This is a genomic window from Pseudomonas sp. Xaverov 83 (genome assembly GCF_019352905.1).
Classification (GTDB): domain Bacteria; phylum Pseudomonadota; class Gammaproteobacteria; order Pseudomonadales; family Pseudomonadaceae; genus Aquipseudomonas; species Aquipseudomonas yamanorum.
In genome coordinates this window covers 1-15,541 of sequence record NZ_JAAAFU010000071.1, presented here as the reverse complement: position 1 = coordinate 15,541, position 15,541 = coordinate 1, and the positions used below count along the sequence as shown (strand labels likewise).

13 protein-coding genes and 1 pseudogene are annotated in these 15,541 nt (G+C 61.7%); 7 read left to right on the top strand and 7 right to left on the bottom strand.

Annotated elements, in window-relative coordinates:
* Positions 1 to 112 precede the first annotated feature (112 nt).
* Both K0H47_RS20250 and K0H47_RS20245 read right to left on the bottom strand, forming a co-directional pair.
* The gene (locus tag K0H47_RS20250; RefSeq protein ID WP_063028864.1) at positions 113 to 1,417 is read right to left on the bottom strand and encodes an ATP-binding protein; all 1,305 of its coding nucleotides are present in this window, start codon (positions 1,415 to 1,417) and stop codon (positions 113 to 115) included.
* Positions 1,414 to 2,154, bottom strand: coding sequence for a response regulator (locus K0H47_RS20245; protein WP_063028866.1), 741 nt, complete (start codon positions 2,152 to 2,154; stop codon positions 1,414 to 1,416). Before K0H47_RS20245 ends, K0H47_RS20250 begins: the two co-directional genes overlap by 4 nt.
* A gap of 216 nt (positions 2,155 to 2,370) precedes the next feature.
* Here K0H47_RS20245 and K0H47_RS20240 point away from each other — a divergent pair, with 216 nt between their 5' ends.
* From K0H47_RS20240 to K0H47_RS20230, 3 genes and pseudogenes are all read left to right on the top strand, one after another.
* Entirely contained in the window at positions 2,371 to 2,613 is a 243-nt protein-coding gene (locus tag K0H47_RS20240) for a DUF2790 domain-containing protein (protein WP_063028868.1), read from the top strand.
* A gap of 11 nt (positions 2,614 to 2,624) precedes the next feature.
* Positions 2,625 to 2,804 carry a hypothetical protein gene (locus K0H47_RS20235; protein WP_063028870.1) on the top strand — a complete coding sequence of 60 codons (180 nt, stop codon included), beginning with the start codon at positions 2,625 to 2,627 and terminating at the stop codon, positions 2,802 to 2,804.
* 77 nt (positions 2,805 to 2,881) lie between these two features.
* Positions 2,882 to 3,403: pseudogene (locus tag K0H47_RS20230) on the top strand (thioredoxin family protein); the annotation flags it as partial.
* Here the strand turns inward: K0H47_RS20230 and K0H47_RS20225 are convergent.
* The 5 genes from K0H47_RS20225 to K0H47_RS20205 form a co-directional block, all read right to left on the bottom strand.
* On the bottom strand, positions 3,389 to 4,111 hold the full coding sequence (locus K0H47_RS20225) for a L,D-transpeptidase (RefSeq protein WP_219273514.1): 723 nt from the start codon (positions 4,109 to 4,111) through the stop codon (positions 3,389 to 3,391). The pseudogene K0H47_RS20230 and the gene K0H47_RS20225 overlap by 15 nt on opposite strands.
* Before the next feature lie 83 nt (positions 4,112 to 4,194).
* Positions 4,195 to 4,956 carry a M15 family metallopeptidase gene (locus tag K0H47_RS20220; protein ID WP_201142671.1) on the bottom strand — a complete coding sequence of 254 codons (762 nt, stop codon included), beginning with the start codon at positions 4,954 to 4,956 and terminating at the stop codon, positions 4,195 to 4,197.
* A 67-nt stretch (positions 4,957 to 5,023) separates the two neighbouring features.
* A complete protein-coding gene (locus K0H47_RS20215) occupies positions 5,024 to 6,544 on the bottom strand; it encodes a glycosyltransferase family 39 protein (protein WP_219273513.1) in 1,521 nt (506 codons plus the stop codon).
* Between the two features lie 59 nt (positions 6,545 to 6,603).
* The gene (gene arnT / locus K0H47_RS20210) at positions 6,604 to 8,259 is read right to left on the bottom strand and encodes a lipid IV(A) 4-amino-4-deoxy-L-arabinosyltransferase (RefSeq protein WP_063028879.1); all 1,656 of its coding nucleotides are present in this window, start codon (positions 8,257 to 8,259) and stop codon (positions 6,604 to 6,606) included.
* Positions 8,260 to 8,606: 347 nt separating this feature from the next.
* Entirely contained in the window at positions 8,607 to 9,290 is a 684-nt protein-coding gene (locus K0H47_RS20205; protein WP_063028881.1) for a histidine phosphatase family protein, read from the bottom strand.
* 345 nt (positions 9,291 to 9,635) lie between these two features.
* On the opposite strand from K0H47_RS20205, the gene K0H47_RS20200 reads away from it, so the two are divergent.
* From K0H47_RS20200 to K0H47_RS20185, 4 genes are all read left to right on the top strand, one after another.
* A complete protein-coding gene (locus tag K0H47_RS20200; protein ID WP_219273512.1) occupies positions 9,636 to 10,304 on the top strand; it encodes an ABC transporter ATP-binding protein in 669 nt (222 codons plus the stop codon).
* Position 10,305: 1 nt separating this feature from the next.
* Positions 10,306 to 12,780, top strand: a complete 2,475-nt coding sequence (locus K0H47_RS20195; protein ID WP_219273511.1) for an FtsX-like permease family protein — start codon at positions 10,306 to 10,308, stop codon at positions 12,778 to 12,780.
* Complete coding sequence (locus tag K0H47_RS20190; protein WP_219273510.1) at positions 12,770 to 13,834, top strand: lipocalin-like domain-containing protein; 1,065 nt, start codon at positions 12,770 to 12,772, stop codon at positions 13,832 to 13,834. Before K0H47_RS20195 ends, K0H47_RS20190 begins: the two co-directional genes overlap by 11 nt.
* A 121-nt stretch (positions 13,835 to 13,955) precedes the next feature.
* Positions 13,956 to 15,425: a PPC domain-containing protein gene (locus tag K0H47_RS20185; protein ID WP_218263989.1), complete on the top strand. Its 1,470-nt coding sequence runs from the start codon at positions 13,956 to 13,958 to the stop codon at positions 15,423 to 15,425.
* Positions 15,426 to 15,541: the final 116 nt, after the last annotated feature.

Genomic DNA, 15,541 nt, shown 5'->3' with positions numbered 1-15,541 from the left:
GAGTGGTGGGGCAAGAGCGTTTTGCTTACTTTTGCGCTTTTCAAAAGTGAGCCGCTGTAAGAGCGGAACCGATATAAGCCATCACCCAAATAATGGATATACACACCGCCCGTCACAGCACCAGCCGAACCTCGGCACACAACCCACCACCATCCCGATTGCTCAAGGTCAACTCCCCACCAATCGCCACCGCCAGTTGCTGGGCAATCGCCAACCCCAACCCAGTACCCCCAGTGCCGCGATTACGCGAACTCTCAACCCGATAAAACGGCTGCATCACCTGCACCAGCTCATCCGCCGCAATCCCCGGTCCCCGATCCAGCACCTTGATCGAAAGCTCACCCGCCGACGTCGACCCCACCTCCAACTGTGCCGCCCCGGCAAATTTCAGCGCGTTATCCACCAGGTTCACCAGCACCCGACGCAACGCATGGGGCCGTGTATCCAAAACCACCGCGCTTTTACCGGTCAAACTCACTTGCTTGTTCATGTCCTGGTAATCAAACACCAGGCTGTCGAGAAACGCATCCAGGTCGATCCGGCAACTGGCCTCGGTGGACCCATGCACACTGCGGGCATACGCCACACCCTCGCGCACCAGATGCTCCATTTCCCCCAGGTCACTCCAGAGCTTCTCCCGATCCACCGAGTCCTCCATAAACTCGGCGCGCAATTTCATGCGGGTAATCGGCGTCTGCAAGTCATGGGAAATCGCCGCCAGAATCTGCATGCGCTCCTTGAGGTACTCGGCAATCCGCTTCTGCATTTCGTTGAACGCCGCCGCCGCATGCGCCACCTCGGTGGGGCCGGTTTCGTCCAGCGGTGTCGGGCGCGCATTCGGGTCGAGGGTTTCCACCGCCCGTGCCAGCCGTGTCAGCGGGCGGATGGCGATGCGCACGGCGATCCAGGTGCACACCAGCAACACCAGCAACTGCAGTACCAGCACCACCGGCAGCCAGAACGCAAACGGGATGGGCTTGGGGTGTACATCAATGGTGATCGGGCTGCCATCGGCCAGTGTCAGGTGCGCCTGGAAGTGTTTTTGCAGGCCGGGGATGTTGCGAAACGTCAGCGGGTAGTGCTCGCCCAGGGCATCGGCAATCGAGGTGGCGGCCATGGGCACGTCGTCGCTGGCCATCGGCTCGCCGGGTTCGCCGGCATTCAGCAGGTAGCGGTAGGCGTTGCGGTCGAGGCGCGGTAGCCAACTGGCGCGCTCGGCGGCGGGCAGGCGGTCGAGGATCGCGATCGATGTCGACACGTCGTTTTCCAGGTTGCCCAGCATCACGCTCCGGGCGCTCATGTAGCGCTCATAGAACTGCGCACTGAACGACAGGGCGTTGGCGCACAGCAGGCTGACGATGAAAATAACCGACAGTTGCGCCGCCAGGGTGCGCGGCCAGCGGAACGTGAGGGTCATGCCGAGTCCCCAAGGATTTCCACGGCCAGGGAGAACACATAGCCTTCGCTGCGCACGGTCTTGATGTAGGCCGGTTCGCGGGCGTCGTCCAAAAGGCGCTGGCGCAGGCGGCTGACCAGCAGGTCGATGGAGCGGTCGAACAGGTCTGCGTCCCGGCCTTGGGTCAGGTTCAGCAACTGGTCACGGTTGAGTACCCGTTGCGGATGGTCGAGGAAGACGCGTAACAGGCGGTATTCTGCGCCGCTCAGGGCCACCAGGGTGTTGTCTTCATCCAGCAGATGGCGGGCGGTGGTGTCCAGGCGCCAGCGGCCAAAGCGGATCAGCCGGCCGCTTTCCGTCACCACCAGGTTCGGCGGCAGCATCCGGGTGCGGCGCAGCACGGCGTTGATGCGGGCCAGCAGTTCACGGGCGGCGAAGGGCTTGACCAGGTAATCGTCGGCGCCCATTTCCAGGCCGATGATGCGGTCGGTTTCATCGTTGCGCGCGGTGAGCATCAGGATCGGCGTGGCCTTGTGTTTGCCCACCCGCAGTTCGCGGCACAGCTGCAAACCATCATCGCCCGGCATCATGATATCCAGCACGATCAGGTCCACGGGCGTGGTGTCGAGGAAGCTGCGCATCTGCCGACCGTCGGCCACCACGGTGGTGCGCAGGCCATTCTTTTTCAGGTAGTTGCCCACCAGTTCGCGGATCTCCCGATCGTCATCGACAATCAGAATGTGATCGACGTGATCCATGCTGCCTTCCTCGTTGATTAGTCATTGATGCGCAGTCTAGCCACTGGCGGCGGGCTTGCCTTGTGCCCTTTGTATTGCAGTGTATCTGGCGGTGACGAGATACACATCGACGCAAAAATCCGGGCCTGGCCGACACAATCCGGATACCTCGCAAGGTTCAAATGAGCCCATCGAGGTGATCCGCCTCGGCCCACTTGAAACCCCGAGGAACCGCCCATGACTATCAAAGCTACCTATGCCAGTTGCCTGTTTGTCTTACTCACTGGCCTGAGTGTTGCCGCCCATGCCGAAACCACCGCCAGCCAGCCGGATATCCACCAGGTGGTGTCGATCTCCGAAGAGTCCGGTGGCGCCCTGTGCGGCATCGTCAACTCGCACCTGACCTACCTGGATTCAGAGGGCCAGCACCACGTCCTCGACTACCGCAAATTTTCCAGCAATTGCCTTGAAGGCAGTTGAGGAGACCGGCCATGACCCCACTCAACAGCTTTCTCAGCGCCCTGGCGTTTTCCATGGCGGGTGTGGCGGCGGATGTGAATGCCGCCACCGCGAAAAAACTCACCGGCAGTGAAACCTGCTTCCAGAACACGCCGCTGGCGCAAAACGGCGCGGCTCGCAAACGCGACGAAACACCCCCGGCCACGAGGTGACACCCATGAACTTCATCCGATACCTGCGCCGCTCAAAAACCCTGCTGCTGTTGGCACTGGTGGTTGCCTTGGTCGGCGTGCCCAAGGCGGTGAACTACCTGATCAATAACGTCGATGCCGAAAGTTTCAGCCAGTCCGATGAGCGCATGCCGTCCCTCGACGGCGCGGTGGCCTGGCTCAACTCGCCACCGCTGACGGCCGAGGGCCTGAAGGGCAAGGTGGTGCTGGTGGATTTCTGGACCTACGACTGCGTCAACTGCCAGCGCAGCCTGCCGTACGTCAATCAGTGGGCGAAGAAGTACGCCAGGGACGGGTTGGTGGTGATCGGAGTGCACACGCCGGAAAACGCCTACGAGAAAGTCCTGGATAACGTGCGCAGCCAGGTCAAGAAGCTGGACATCCATTACCCGGTGGCCATCGACAACGACTACCGGATCTGGCGTGCTTTCGATAACCAGTATTGGCCGGCCCATTACTTCTTTGATGCCACCGGTAAAGTCCGCTATAGCCATTTCGGTGAAGGCCGTTATGACAATCAGGAGAAGGTCATACAGGCCTTGCTGGAAGAAGCCCGGGCCGCCGGCTCAACGCAAGGGTAGTTTCCAGCGCTCCCGGTAGAGGTCGTACTGCGCCGCCGGCAGTTGCACCAGCACCGGGTTTTCTCGCGGGTTCAGCCAGGCAAACAACGCTTGGATATTTACCGGCTCCATCGCCGTACAGCCCAATGTCCCCGCACTGACGCTGCGCCAGATATGCAGGAAAATACACGAACCACCGTTGGCCGAAGTCGGTGTGTTGTGTTCGATAAAAATTCCCTGGCGGTACAGCTGATCCTTGCGCAGCATCTGCTCGGAGCTGGTCCAGTCCTTGTTCACTGTCGAGCTGTCCACCAGGGTGTTGTAGTGGCTGGACTGGCTGTCATCCACGCATTCGCGGGTGGCGGTGCTGGCGGTGTAGGGCAACCGGGTATCGGCGGTAGGGGCGTAGCCGAAGGCACCGCCGAGTTTGAAGATGCCGGCCGGGGCCTTGCCATCGCCTTCATGCTTGAGGGGCTGCTGGTCGGGGGTGGGCGTCGTAAGGCCGGTACCCCACGCCATGCCGTTTTTACCGACCACGATGGCAAAGGGTTCGCCGACTTTCTGAAAACCTTGCCCATGCCGCTCATAGCGTTGTGCGGTGCCCTGGAGGGCGTTCCAGTCCGGGGTGGTGACCACGATCAGTTGCCGGCTGTCGTCGGGGATTTGCGCGAGCGCCACGTTTGAAAGCAGCGTCAGGAGCGCCGCGCAGGTTTTGATGAGCGTGTTCAACGTCGTTCAGTCCTTGAAAAGAGGGAAACCTCAAACGCTAGTTTTTGCCCCGGGCTTTATCAAGCTGAAGCTGTGTTGCGATGTTACCGCAGCGGCTCGATAGGGAAGTCCATCGGCTCGGCCCGCACCGGATTGCGGCTGTAGGTGAAGTGCCACCATTCGCCGGCGTAACCGATAAAGCCTTCCTTGGCCATTGCCGCGCTCAACCGTTGGCGATTCTGGCGTGCCGCCTGGCTGATGTGGGGGCTGTCGGTATGGGCCATTTCGTCGAAGCAATCAAAACCGGTGCCCATGTCCAGGCCTCCATCGGGCAGGCGTCGACCGTAACCGGCGGTGCAATCCACCGCCGCGGTGTCGGCGCTCCAGGCCTGGGCTGGCAGTGCATCGGGGCCGGTCAGGGTCACGTCGACTGCCGCGCCTCGGGAGTGGTTGGAAACCTTGGCCACATAGCCCAGGCGCCAGAAATCCTGCTTGTTCACTCGGGGATAGAACTCGGCCTTGGCCGGGTCGCCCGGCAGGCTGGCGAAGCGGCCCATGTTCGCCACGGCACGGCTGGGGCGATAGCAGTCGAATACCTTCAAGCCGTAACCCTGCCTGGCCAACTCGGCCTGGACCCGCACCAGGGCCTTTGCCGCGTCGGCAGACAGCACGCATTCGGCAGCGTTGTAGCCGTCCAGTGGCGCACCGGTGAAGTTATGGGGGCTGGCGTAGCGAATGTCCTGCGCGATGCTCGGATCGAGGCTTCGCAGGTAAACCATGTTGGCTGGCATTGGCGTGTCTGCCGCTGCCGGCGCGGCGAGCACCAGGAGGCTAAGGGCGGCAACTGCGGGGAAAGAGTAGGGCATGGGCGGCCGGGCTCGGGCGGTGGCTTAAGCGCGCCACACTAGCAATGCCCGGCCCGTGCCGCCAGTGCTACGGCGCGGCGTTGGGCACAAACGCCACGCTGCCACCGTCACGCTTGTGGAACAACCGTTCGCCATTGTCCGGTTGGGTCGTGATGACCTGATGATCGTTGCCCAGATAGGCCAGCGGCGTCGGGTCATCCTTGGTGTACTGCGCGACAATAATCGTGCGCTTGGGATCAAAGGTGCGGCCGCTGGTTTTTTCCAGCCAGGCCATGAACGCCGCACTGTCGCCCTGGCGTGGAAAATCCTGGGTTTCGGCGACGTAGTAGAACGGCGTCCCGTGGTTTTGCAGGTACATTGGCACCTTGTTGTCGACTTCCACCATCACCATCTGCCACTCGTTCCATGGCGCGCTTTTCACCGCCTGCGCTTGAACGTCATTGGCGAAACGGGTCACGCCGCCGTTGCCATTGGTCCATGGATACACCACCCCGAGTACCAGCAGCATCACGCCGGCGGCGATGCCGAACCCACGGTACCAACCCCGGCCGATCGTGCCTTTGCGGGCGATACGCTCACTGACCCACCACGCCGCCAGCAACTGCGCGAACGGCACCAGCGGCAGCACGTAGTAACTGCGTCGGCTGCCACTGGCGGTGAAGAACACAAACAGCAGGCCCAGGCCCCACACCAGCCAGCGGGTGTTGGGAGGGGTGTCGCGCCAATGCCGCACGGCGAGCCACAGGCCGAGGATCCAGCACGGAGCCCAGGGCAAAGTGTAGGCCGGCAGGTAGATCAGGTAGGTGTAGATCGGCCCCATATGGTCGAACGGGTCGAAGAAGCGCACCACGTTTTCCCGGAACACCAGTTCCAGGCCACTTTCACCGTAGGTGGGCGCACCGTAGAGGTGGGACAGCAAAAACGGAATCCCATAGAACGCCCCGGCGATAACCACGGCCAACACCAGCCGTAGGTTGAGATGACGCTTGTAGCGCTGTTCGCTGAGCAAGTGCGGCAACAGCACCAGGCCCGGCAGTACAAAGCCGATCAACCCCTTGAACAGCGACGTCGCGGCCAGCAACAGGAAGAACACGGTGTAGCGCCCCAGACGCGTATCGTCCGGCCCGCGCCAATACCACCACACCGCCGCCAGCACGCCGCACACGGTCAGCACGTCCGCCGTGGCGACCCGGGCCCAGAAGATGAAGTAGAAGGTGGTCGCAAGCATCCAGCCGGCAATCAGGCCAGTGCCTTTGCGAAATAGCCGCTCGCCGATCAGGTACACCAGCCAGATGCTCAGCCACGCTGAGATGACCGAAGACAGGCGCAAGGACCACGGCCCCAGCCCCCCCATCAGGTTGGCAAAGCCGGTGATCAGCCAGTACGACGGCAGGGGTTTGTCGTAGTAGGGGGTGCCTTTGAGGTACGGGTCGAAGTAGTCGCCGCTTTGCAGCATCTGCAGGGTGATGTTCGCCCAGCGGGTTTCCGGGCCCCACAGGTCGCGGGCGCCCAGGCCCAACAGCAGGATCGCGGCGGACACGCCAAGGAGCAACAACAGGGCGCCGCGTTCGGTTTTCCAGAAGGTCATGGAGCAGTTCCGATGTGGGATGAGTGTTTAATGGGTCACCCCACATTAGTGCGGCTGTGTTACGGCAATGGCGGGTAGATGATGATCTCCAGGTCACCCTTGTAATAACGCTTGCCCCCCAGCGGCAGCTGGCCGGCTTCGCGCATTTCGCTGGTGCTCCTGACTCGCATCATCACGCCCACCGGGCCTTGCTGGCGCGCCTGCTTGAGCCAGGCTTGAACACTGTCCAGATCCACCTTGCGGTGCATCGAGTCAGCGTATTGCAGGCCGTAGCGCAGTTCGCCTTCAGTGTTGTAGAGCGTCACTTCGGGCCGGCGCAGGCGCCATGCCAAGGCAGACGCCGACTCCAGTTCGTTGCTCAGCAGCGCATGGGTCTGTTGCAGCTCGTCCAGGTGCTGGAGCACGAACTGGTCAGGCATCTGGTTATCTTCGACCACCGCCGGCATGCCGGCGGGCAACAGCGCCACCAGCAGGCCAATGCCCAAGGCCGGCATCGCCCACATCGCCAGCGGGCGGAACGCTTGCAGCAGGTTGGCGAGCATCCAGCCCATCAGCACGATGAACGTCAGGGACAGGTTGAACATCTCGCTGTGGCTGTTGCCGTACAACGGCCTGTCGATTTGCAGGTAGATCAGCGTCACCATTGCCGCGAGGCCGATGCCCAGGTTGAGCAGGCCATTGACGCGCAGCGTGCGGGTGCGGGCGTTGGCCAGCAGGTCGATCAACGCATGGCCCATCAGCAGTGCCATCGGCAGCAGGCACGGCATGATGTAGGTCGGCAACTTGCCGTTGCTCAGGCTGAAAAAGCCCAGGGGCAGCAGTATCCACAGCGCGAGAAAGACGATGGCCGGTTGGCCCTTGTCCTTCCAGGTCTTGCACAGCGTTGCTGGCAGCAGCGCCGCCCACGGCAGGCACGACACCACCATCAGCGGCAGGTAGAACCACCACGGCCGGGCATGTTGGGCGTTGTCGGAGGCAAACCGGCGGATGTGTTCGTGCCAGAAAAAGAAGCGCCAGAAGTCCGGCTCCTGCAGGTGGACCGTCAGTACCCACGGCAGGCATACCACTGCCGCCACCAGAATCGCCAGCGGGCCGTAGCGCAGCAGTTCGCCCAAGCGACGCTGCCAGAGCATGTACGGCAAGGCGATCAGCACCGGCAGCAACCACGCCAGGAAACCCTTGGTCATGAAGCCCATGCCGCAGGCCACACCCAGCAATGCCCAGCTCGCGAGGCGGGCACGTGGGTTGGCGCTGTCGAGGGCGAACCACAGGGCTGCCAGGCTCAGGTTGACCCAGAAGGTGAATTGCGGGTCCAGGTTGGAGTAACCGGCTTGCCCGGCCACCAGGCCGAAGCTCATATAAAGCAGTGCGCAGGCAAAACTCTTGCGCGGGTCGTTCCACAGCCGGCGGGCGATCAGGTAGGCGAGCATGACGCTCAGGCCCGTGGTCAGCGCGGAGGCGATGCGCACACCGAACAGGTTTTCACCCAATATCGCCTGGCCCAGCGCGATCAGCCAGTAGCCGGCGGCAGGTTTTTCGAAATAGCGCACGCCCATGAAGTGCGGGGCCACCCAGTTGCCGCTCATGATCATTTCCTGGCTGATCTGGGCGTAGCGGGTTTCGTCAGGAATCCATAGGCCATGCAGGCCCAGTGGCAGCAGATAGAACATCACGAATGCCAGTAGCAATACGGGCAATGGTTTAAGGCGGGTCATGGCTATTGCACTCTCAAGCAGTATTGACGGTGGATCAGCGCGAGCGCTGGATCAGCCATGCGCGAGGGGTGGAGGATGGTCTTGGTCGGGTAAAAATGCGGCACAGAACGTTATTCCTTAAACAGTCTGTTAGTGAGCGCGGAATTGAATGTCCGTCTGCCCCAGTCAAGCTCGTTAAACGTGTGTCGTCCAATGAGTCATCGAAAGTCATGATCATGCAGTTAACGTCTAAATGATTAGTTAGCTATGAATAGCACCCAAGTAAATACGAATTAAAACCATGAAAGATCTCATGCCTTGGCTGTCTTTTCGCTGAACAAACTTGAATGCTCAATGTAAATAAGTGTTCAAAGTTGCTTTAGAGCGGCGGCCCAGTCTTTGGTGTTCATAATGCCCAGCGCCTTAAACTTGCCATTGGGCAGAAGCTTGACGAACAACGCACTGCCGTATTCGGCATGCGCGGCGTGTTCGAAGCCCAGCGCTTCTTCAAAGTCGCTGATACAGGCGCTGTGGGTGATCAGCAACAAGTTGCGATTTGCGAGCTTGTGAGGACGCAGTTCCTCGGCGATGGCGGGGCCGCAGATAGCCAATGGGCCGGGTGACAATTCGGATTTTCCGAACATGAACAGCGAGGTCTGCGCCGTACGCGTGGTGGGGCTGCTCAGTACGTCGGTGTTTTCCATGCCCAGGGTCTGAAAGGCCTTGCCGGTGGCGGCGGCAGTGACCGTACCGCTGATGGTCAAGCCGTCAGCGGGGCCCAGGCAGGGGTTGTTGGAGCGGTCGCAGCGTTCTTCATGACGCACCAGCACCACCAGGTCACCGTTGCGCCAGGCTTCTACGGTTCCAGAAGTGAGCAGACGATGGCCCACGCCCAGGTCCAGAGGCGATCGTGGCCACCAGATAAACGCGACCACTGCCAGGCTGACCACTACAGCGCAGGCCAGACCCAACCATAGTTTGTTCAACTGTTTTACAGATGCCCAGCGTGAGCGGGGCTTACTCAGAGACAGGTCAACCACACTATTCACCATTGGTAACTTCCAGGCGTAATCCGGTAACTGGCAGCGGCAAGTTAGGCAAGCGCCAAGTGAGTAGCGCTGATGCAGGAATGTGCAAAAGCGTGTCACAGGGGCGCTGTCTTTTTGCTGAACATACCGATATAAAAATTTGTTCACTTGCACTAACGGGCGTTTGAAAATAACAGGCCTGTTATCTGCTCATGGGCGGCAATTTAAAGTGCGGCAGGTGGCAGCCGAGTGAAATCAATGTGAAAAATTTGCGGCGGTCATGGGGCGCTTCTTTTGCCCACGGTTGTGACATAAAAATGTGACAACCGTTATTCTCGGCCTCAGTCCAGAGGCAGGTGGGGAAGGGTGATGCTGCAGGTACAAGAGGTGTTTAAAAGCTATGGCACGCCGCAGGGGCCGTTGGCCGTGCTGGCGGGTGTCGACCTGTACCTCGGAGAGCGTAGCAGTCTTGCGCTGATGGGCGAGTCCGGGAGCGGAAAAAGTACCTTGCTCCACCTGGTGGCCGGGCTCGATCAGGTCGACCGTGGCCGCATCCAGGTCGGCGATCAGCGCCTGGACCAGATGAGCGAAGCGCAGTTGGCCCACTGGCGGCGTACCGAGATCGGCCTGGTGTTCCAGCAGTTCAACCTGATCGGCAGCTTGCGGGTGGAAGACAACCTGGCATTCCAGGCACGCCTGGCCGGGCGCCTCGATCCGGCCTGGCAAGCACAGCTGGTGGAACGCCTGGGCCTCGGGGATTTGCTCAAGCGTTATCCCGAACAACTGTCCGGCGGCCAGCAGCAACGGGTGGCGGTGGGGCGAGCCCTGGCGTCGCGGCCTGGCTTGTTGCTGGCGGACGAACCCACCGGCAACCTCGATGAAGCCACCAGCGATGAAGTACTGCAATTGCTGCTGGACCTGCTGCGGGACAGCCCCACCAGTTTGTTGATGGTGACTCACAGTCCGCGCATCGCGGCGCGCCTGGACCAGCAGGTGGTATTGCACCGCGGCCAGGTACTCGCAGCGGACGCCCGCTGAAATGCGTGTCTTCTATTGGACGCTGCGCGCGCTGCTCAGCCATTGGCGTCGCCACCCCGTGCAGTTCTTCAGCGTACTCACCGGCCTGTGGCTGGCCACTGCGCTGTTGACCGGTGTGCAAGCTCTCAATAGCCAGGCGCGGGACAGCTATGCCCGGGCCAGCCAACTGATCGGCGGTGAACCCCAGGCCAGCCTCAGTGCGCCGGACGGTGCCAGTTTCCCCCAGACGCTGTTTGCCGAGCTGCGTCGCGCGGGTTGGCCGGTGTCGCCGGTGGTGCAGGGCCGCGTGACGCTCAAGGGGCATGAAGACCAGCGCTTGCAAGTGATGGGCATCGACCCGGTGTCGTTGCCCGGCGGTGGTGCGGTGGCCGGCCAGACCCTGGACCGGGCGCAGATGGTCGCCTTCTTCAACCCGCCGGGACGCACCTGGATCGCGCCGCAGACCTTGCAGGCGCTGGGCCTGAAAGAGGGCGACCAGCCCCTGACGGCCGCGGGGCTGAGCCTGCCGCCCTTGCATGTACAACCGGACATGGCCCCCGGCGTATTGCTGACCGATATCGGCTTCGCCCAAGCGCTGCTGGACATGCCCCAGCGCCTGTCGCGGTTGCTGCTGGACAAGGCCTTTGCCGCCGCGCATCCCGCCTTGCCGCCGGCACTGGGCGCGCAACTGCAACTCAAGCAGGCCGAGGAAAACAACCTCGCGCGCCTCACTGAAAGCTTCCACCTGAACCTCGATGCGCTGGGCTTTTTGTCCTTCGTGGTGGGGCTGTTTATCGTGCACGCCGCCATCGGCCTGGCCCTGGAGCAACGGCGCGGCCTGCTGCGAACCTTGCGTGCGTGCGGGGTGAGCGCGCGAATGCTGATCCTCAGCCTGGCGGTCGAACTGGGTGGCATGGCCGTGCTTGGCGGCCTGGTGGGCGTGGCCAGCGGGTACTTGTTGGCCAGCTTGTTGCTGCCGGACGTGGCCGCCAGTTTGCGCGGCTTGTACGGCGCCGAAGTGCCTGGCCAACTGAGCCTTAGCCCGCTGTGGTGGCTGAGTGGATTGGGCCTGGGTTTGCTTGGCGCGTTGCTCGCCGGGGCCAGCAGTTTGTGGCGAGCAGCGCGTTTGCCATTGTTGGCGTTGGCCAATGCCCAGGCCTGGCATCAGGCCCATGGGCGCTGGCTGCGACGCCAAGGCTGGGTGGCGGGTGCTGCCTTGCTGATCGCAATCCTGGCCCTAGTGTTTGGCGATAGCCTGGCCAGCGGTTTTGTCTTGATGGCGGCCTTGTTGCTGGGCGCTGCGCTGGGCTTGCCGGTGGTGCTCAATGGCGTGCTCAAAGCGGTGCTGGGGCGCAGCCGTTCAGTGTTGGGGCAATGGTTTCTCGCCGATTGCCGCCAGCAGTTGCCAGCCTTGAGCCTGGCGCTGATGGCCTTGCTGCTGGCGTTGGCCGCCAATATCGGCGCGGGCTCGATGACCTCGGGCTTTCGCCAGACCTTCAACAACTGGCTGGAACAACGCCTGACTGCCGAGCTGTACCTCAACCCGCAAAACCCGGCCCAGGCCGACGCGCTGCAAACCTGGCTGGTGCAGCAGCCACTGGTGCAGGCGGTACTGCCCACCTGGCAGGTTGCGGTGCAACTGCAAGGTTGGCCGGCGGACCTGTTCGGCGTGGTCGACGACCCTACTTATCGTCAGCATTGGCCGTTGCTGGAAGCCGCGACGGACCCATGGGGCCAGTTGTTGCAGGACGACACCCTGATGCTCAGCGAGCAAATGGCACGTAGGCTCACGGTGCGGCTGGGTGATGTCATCAACATTCCCACCCCTCAAGGTCCATGGTCGCCCAAGGTGGTGGGGATTTACGCCGATTACGGCAACCCCAAGGGCCATCTGCTGGTGAACGCGCGGCACCTGTTGCAGCACTGGCCAGGATTATCACCGGCACGTTTCAACCTGCGGGTATTACCGGGCAACGTGCCGACCCTGGTGCGTGAAGTGCAGAACCGGTTCGCCCTGGAAGACAGCCGCATCGTCGACCAGCAGCAGCTCAAGGGCTGGTCGAGCCAGGTCTTCGAACGGACTTTTGCCGCCACCGCCGCCCTCAACAGCCTGACCCTGGGGGTGGCCGGCGTGGCGCTGTTCATCAGCCTGCTGACCCAGAGCCAAAGCCGGCTTGGCCAGTTGGCGCCGTTGTGGGCGCTGGGCGTCACACGCCGCCAATTGATGCTGCTCAACCTCGGCCAAACCTGGCTGCTGGCGGTGCTGACCCTGGTACTGGCGTTGCCCTTGGGGTTGTTGCTGGCGTGGTGCCTGGATGTGGTGATCAACGTCCAGGCCTTTGGCTGGCGCCTGCCGTTGCAGGTATTCCCGTGGCAACTGGCGCAACTGCTGGGCCTGGCGATGTTGGCCACCTTGCTGGCTTCGGCCTGGCCGCTGTGGCAGTTGTACCGCAGTCGCCCGGCGGATTTGCTGAGGACCTTTGCCAATGAAGATTAAGTGCCTGCTATGGGCGACGTTCCTGCTGCTGTGCGCCTGCGACAAACCGCCTGCGCCTGAAGAAAGCTTCGCCGGGCTGGGCAGCCAGGCGGCGGACTTTGCCCAGGTGGTGCCCGGCAAAGTCTTCAGCTTTCCCGATGACCACGGCCCCCATGACGGCTATCGCATTGAATGGTGGTACCTCACCGCTAACCTCAAGGACGCCGAGGGCAATGCCTACGGCGTGCAATGGACGCTGTTTCGCAACGCCCTCAAGGCCGGGCCGACGCAACCGGGCTGGCACGACTCGACGGTCTGGCTCGGCCACGCCGCCGTCACTTCGGCCACTCACCACTACGCTGCCGAACGCTATGCCCGTGGCGGCGTGGGGCAGGCGGGGGCCCAGGCGGTGCCGTTCAATGCCTGGATCGATGACTGGGATTTCGCCACCCGCCCTGGTGCAACCAGCCCCTTGGCGGACATGCAGTTGCAGGCCGCCGGCGAGCATTTCAATTACGACCTGCACCTGACCTCCAGCCGTCCATTGGTGCTCCAGGGCGATAACGGTTACAGCCGAAAATCCGATCAGGGCCAGGCGTCGTACTACTACAGCCAGCCGTTTTTTCAGGCGGATGGCCGCGTGACCATCGACGGCAAACCTTATCAAGTCACCGGCACCGCCTGGCTCGACCGCGAATGGAGCAGCCAGCCCCTGACCGCCAGCCAGACCGGCTGGGACTGGTTCTCCCTGCACCTGGACAGCGGCGAGCAGTTGATGCTGTTTCGGGTGCGGCAGACAGACGGACCGTCCTACCTGACCGGCACCTGGATCGACAAGGAGGGCCACACGCAGACCTTGCACAACCAGGATATTCAACTGGCGCCGCTGGGCACGACCGCCATTGATGGGCGCACTATTCCCACCCAATGGTCGTTGAAAATCCCGGGCAAGCGTCTGGATATCACTACGGAAGCGGTCAACCCGAAAGCCTGGATGAACCTGAGCATTCCTTACTGGGAAGGGCCGGTGAAATTTCAGGGTGGGGTGGGGTACCTGGAGATGACGGGGTATTAATTGTAAGAATCGGCTTACAAAATACTGGACATACATACAGTAATTAATTAGATTCCATCTTAGGTGACCGGATGTCACCGGTTACCTGAGCTTCAATTTTTTAACTATGGATGGATAAAAAATGAAATCTAAAAAAGCCTTTGTATTGGGCGCGGCCATGATGGCTGCCAGCTTCGTTTCGGCCTTTGCCCTGGCCGAGCAATACCCGTCGCAGAGCAGTGTGCATCTGAGCGAAAAAAGCTTGAGTGCAGCGGTCAAGAGTGCCCTGAAATCCGGTGGCAAGGTGCAGGCCTCCGCGTCTTCGGCGCAGGTGCTGGACAAGCTCAAGGCTGCACAAAAAACCAAGACCGTCGGTGTGCAAAAGAAGGCTGCCAGCGTCGCGAAGCCTTCTGAAAGTGTGCAGATTTCGCCGGTGAGCCGGCTGGTAAAACCGGCCAAGGCGCCTGCTGCCCAGGCCGCGTTTGTACCGCTGTGCGACAGCCTCGATATTAACGTTGGTTACAGCTATGACGGCTTGCAGAGCGGTGAATCAAAGTGCTTCCACTTTAATGTGCCCGCCAAGGCCAAGGTGCAGATCTACCTCGCAGGTCAGCAGCCGGGGACCGAAATGGCCCTGACGCTGTTCCAGGACGACGGGCAGAACAACCTGACGGCACTGATCACTTCTGATAACCCGGGCAACAGCGATGAAGTCATCAGCGGCATGCTTGAAGCCGGGGACTACTACTGGTTCCTGGAGGCCAAGGTTGCCGACGGTTCGGCCTTCGACTTCGGCGCGATCGTCAACACAGCGATTGACGCCTACGAGCCCAACGACACACCGGAAACGGCGTTCGCCTTGCCGGACCGCTTGAACTACCTGACGGGCAACCTCGACAGCCCGGATGACGTTGACTACTTCGACTTCGCCGCCGTACGCGGACAGGGTGTCAGCCTGTTCCTCGGTGATGACGATAAGGGCGTGCGCAATCAGTGGATCTTCGAGTACTTCAACGGCAGCGCCTGGGTCAACATTCCGGGTGGCTCGACGGCGACCTTCCCGAGCCGGGCGCCAGGCTTTGTCTACAAGGCGCGCGTGCGGGCCAACCCCGCTGAGGCGTGGGATGCCAAGTCCGAGTACAAGCTGACGTTCGGTTCGAGTCCGCGCCTGGCGGACTCCGATGCGAGGGGCGGAACGGTGACCCGAATCCCGGTGGGCATCGCACCTCTGGCGACCCAGGCCGGTCGTCTCATGACCTGGAGAACCGAATGGAAAGACAGCACGGGGGCACCGTTGGTGGGGGTCACTTCACAGCTCAAGGTCGACAAGCGTTTTGTTCCGGGTCCGGACTTTAACTGGACGGTATTCTCGGACGTCACCGACAGTGCCGGCAAAACATCCGGAAGCGCGGAGTTGGGCGGTTGTGTGGGTGATTACCGTGCCCAGTACTACGACAGCAGCACGGGCGTGAAGTACCTCTGGGACACCTGGTACAACGTTGGCGGCTGGCGCATCGACCTCAAGGAACTGCCGAATGTCGGCGTCGGTGGCGATAACGTTCCCTTTGTGAGCCTGGGGCATATCTGCAGCCAGGACATCATTGGCCGATAACCGGCGTATAAGAGCCCTCTGAAATGTAAACGCCCCACCTAGGTGGGTAATGCTGTTCACTTAAGCATTTGAGCCCACGCCGGGCTTCCTAGAAAATCCGATACCAGACCTCTGGC

Coding starts and splice junctions, on each gene's coding strand:
- K0H47_RS20185 (WP_218263989.1), top strand. CDS start 13,956: ATGAAATCTAAAAAAGCCTTTGTATTGGGCGCGGCCATGATGGCTGCC.
- K0H47_RS20215 (WP_219273513.1), bottom strand. CDS start 6,544: ATGACCTTCTGGAAAACCGAACGCGGCGCCCTGTTGTTGCTCCTTGGC.
- K0H47_RS20245 (WP_063028866.1), bottom strand. CDS start 2,154: ATGGATCACGTCGATCACATTCTGATTGTCGATGACGATCGGGAGATC.
- K0H47_RS20235 (WP_063028870.1), top strand. CDS start 2,625: ATGACCCCACTCAACAGCTTTCTCAGCGCCCTGGCGTTTTCCATGGCG.
- K0H47_RS20240 (WP_063028868.1), top strand. CDS start 2,371: ATGACTATCAAAGCTACCTATGCCAGTTGCCTGTTTGTCTTACTCACT.
- K0H47_RS20205 (WP_063028881.1), bottom strand. CDS start 9,290: ATGGTGAATAGTGTGGTTGACCTGTCTCTGAGTAAGCCCCGCTCACGC.
- K0H47_RS20200 (WP_219273512.1), top strand. CDS start 9,636: ATGCTGCAGGTACAAGAGGTGTTTAAAAGCTATGGCACGCCGCAGGGG.
- K0H47_RS20195 (WP_219273511.1), top strand. CDS start 10,306: ATGCGTGTCTTCTATTGGACGCTGCGCGCGCTGCTCAGCCATTGGCGT.
- K0H47_RS20250 (WP_063028864.1), bottom strand. CDS start 1,417: ATGACCCTCACGTTCCGCTGGCCGCGCACCCTGGCGGCGCAACTGTCG.
- K0H47_RS20220 (WP_201142671.1), bottom strand. CDS start 4,956: ATGCCCTACTCTTTCCCCGCAGTTGCCGCCCTTAGCCTCCTGGTGCTC.
- K0H47_RS20190 (WP_219273510.1), top strand. CDS start 12,770: ATGAAGATTAAGTGCCTGCTATGGGCGACGTTCCTGCTGCTGTGCGCC.
- arnT (WP_063028879.1), bottom strand. CDS start 8,259: ATGACCCGCCTTAAACCATTGCCCGTATTGCTACTGGCATTCGTGATG.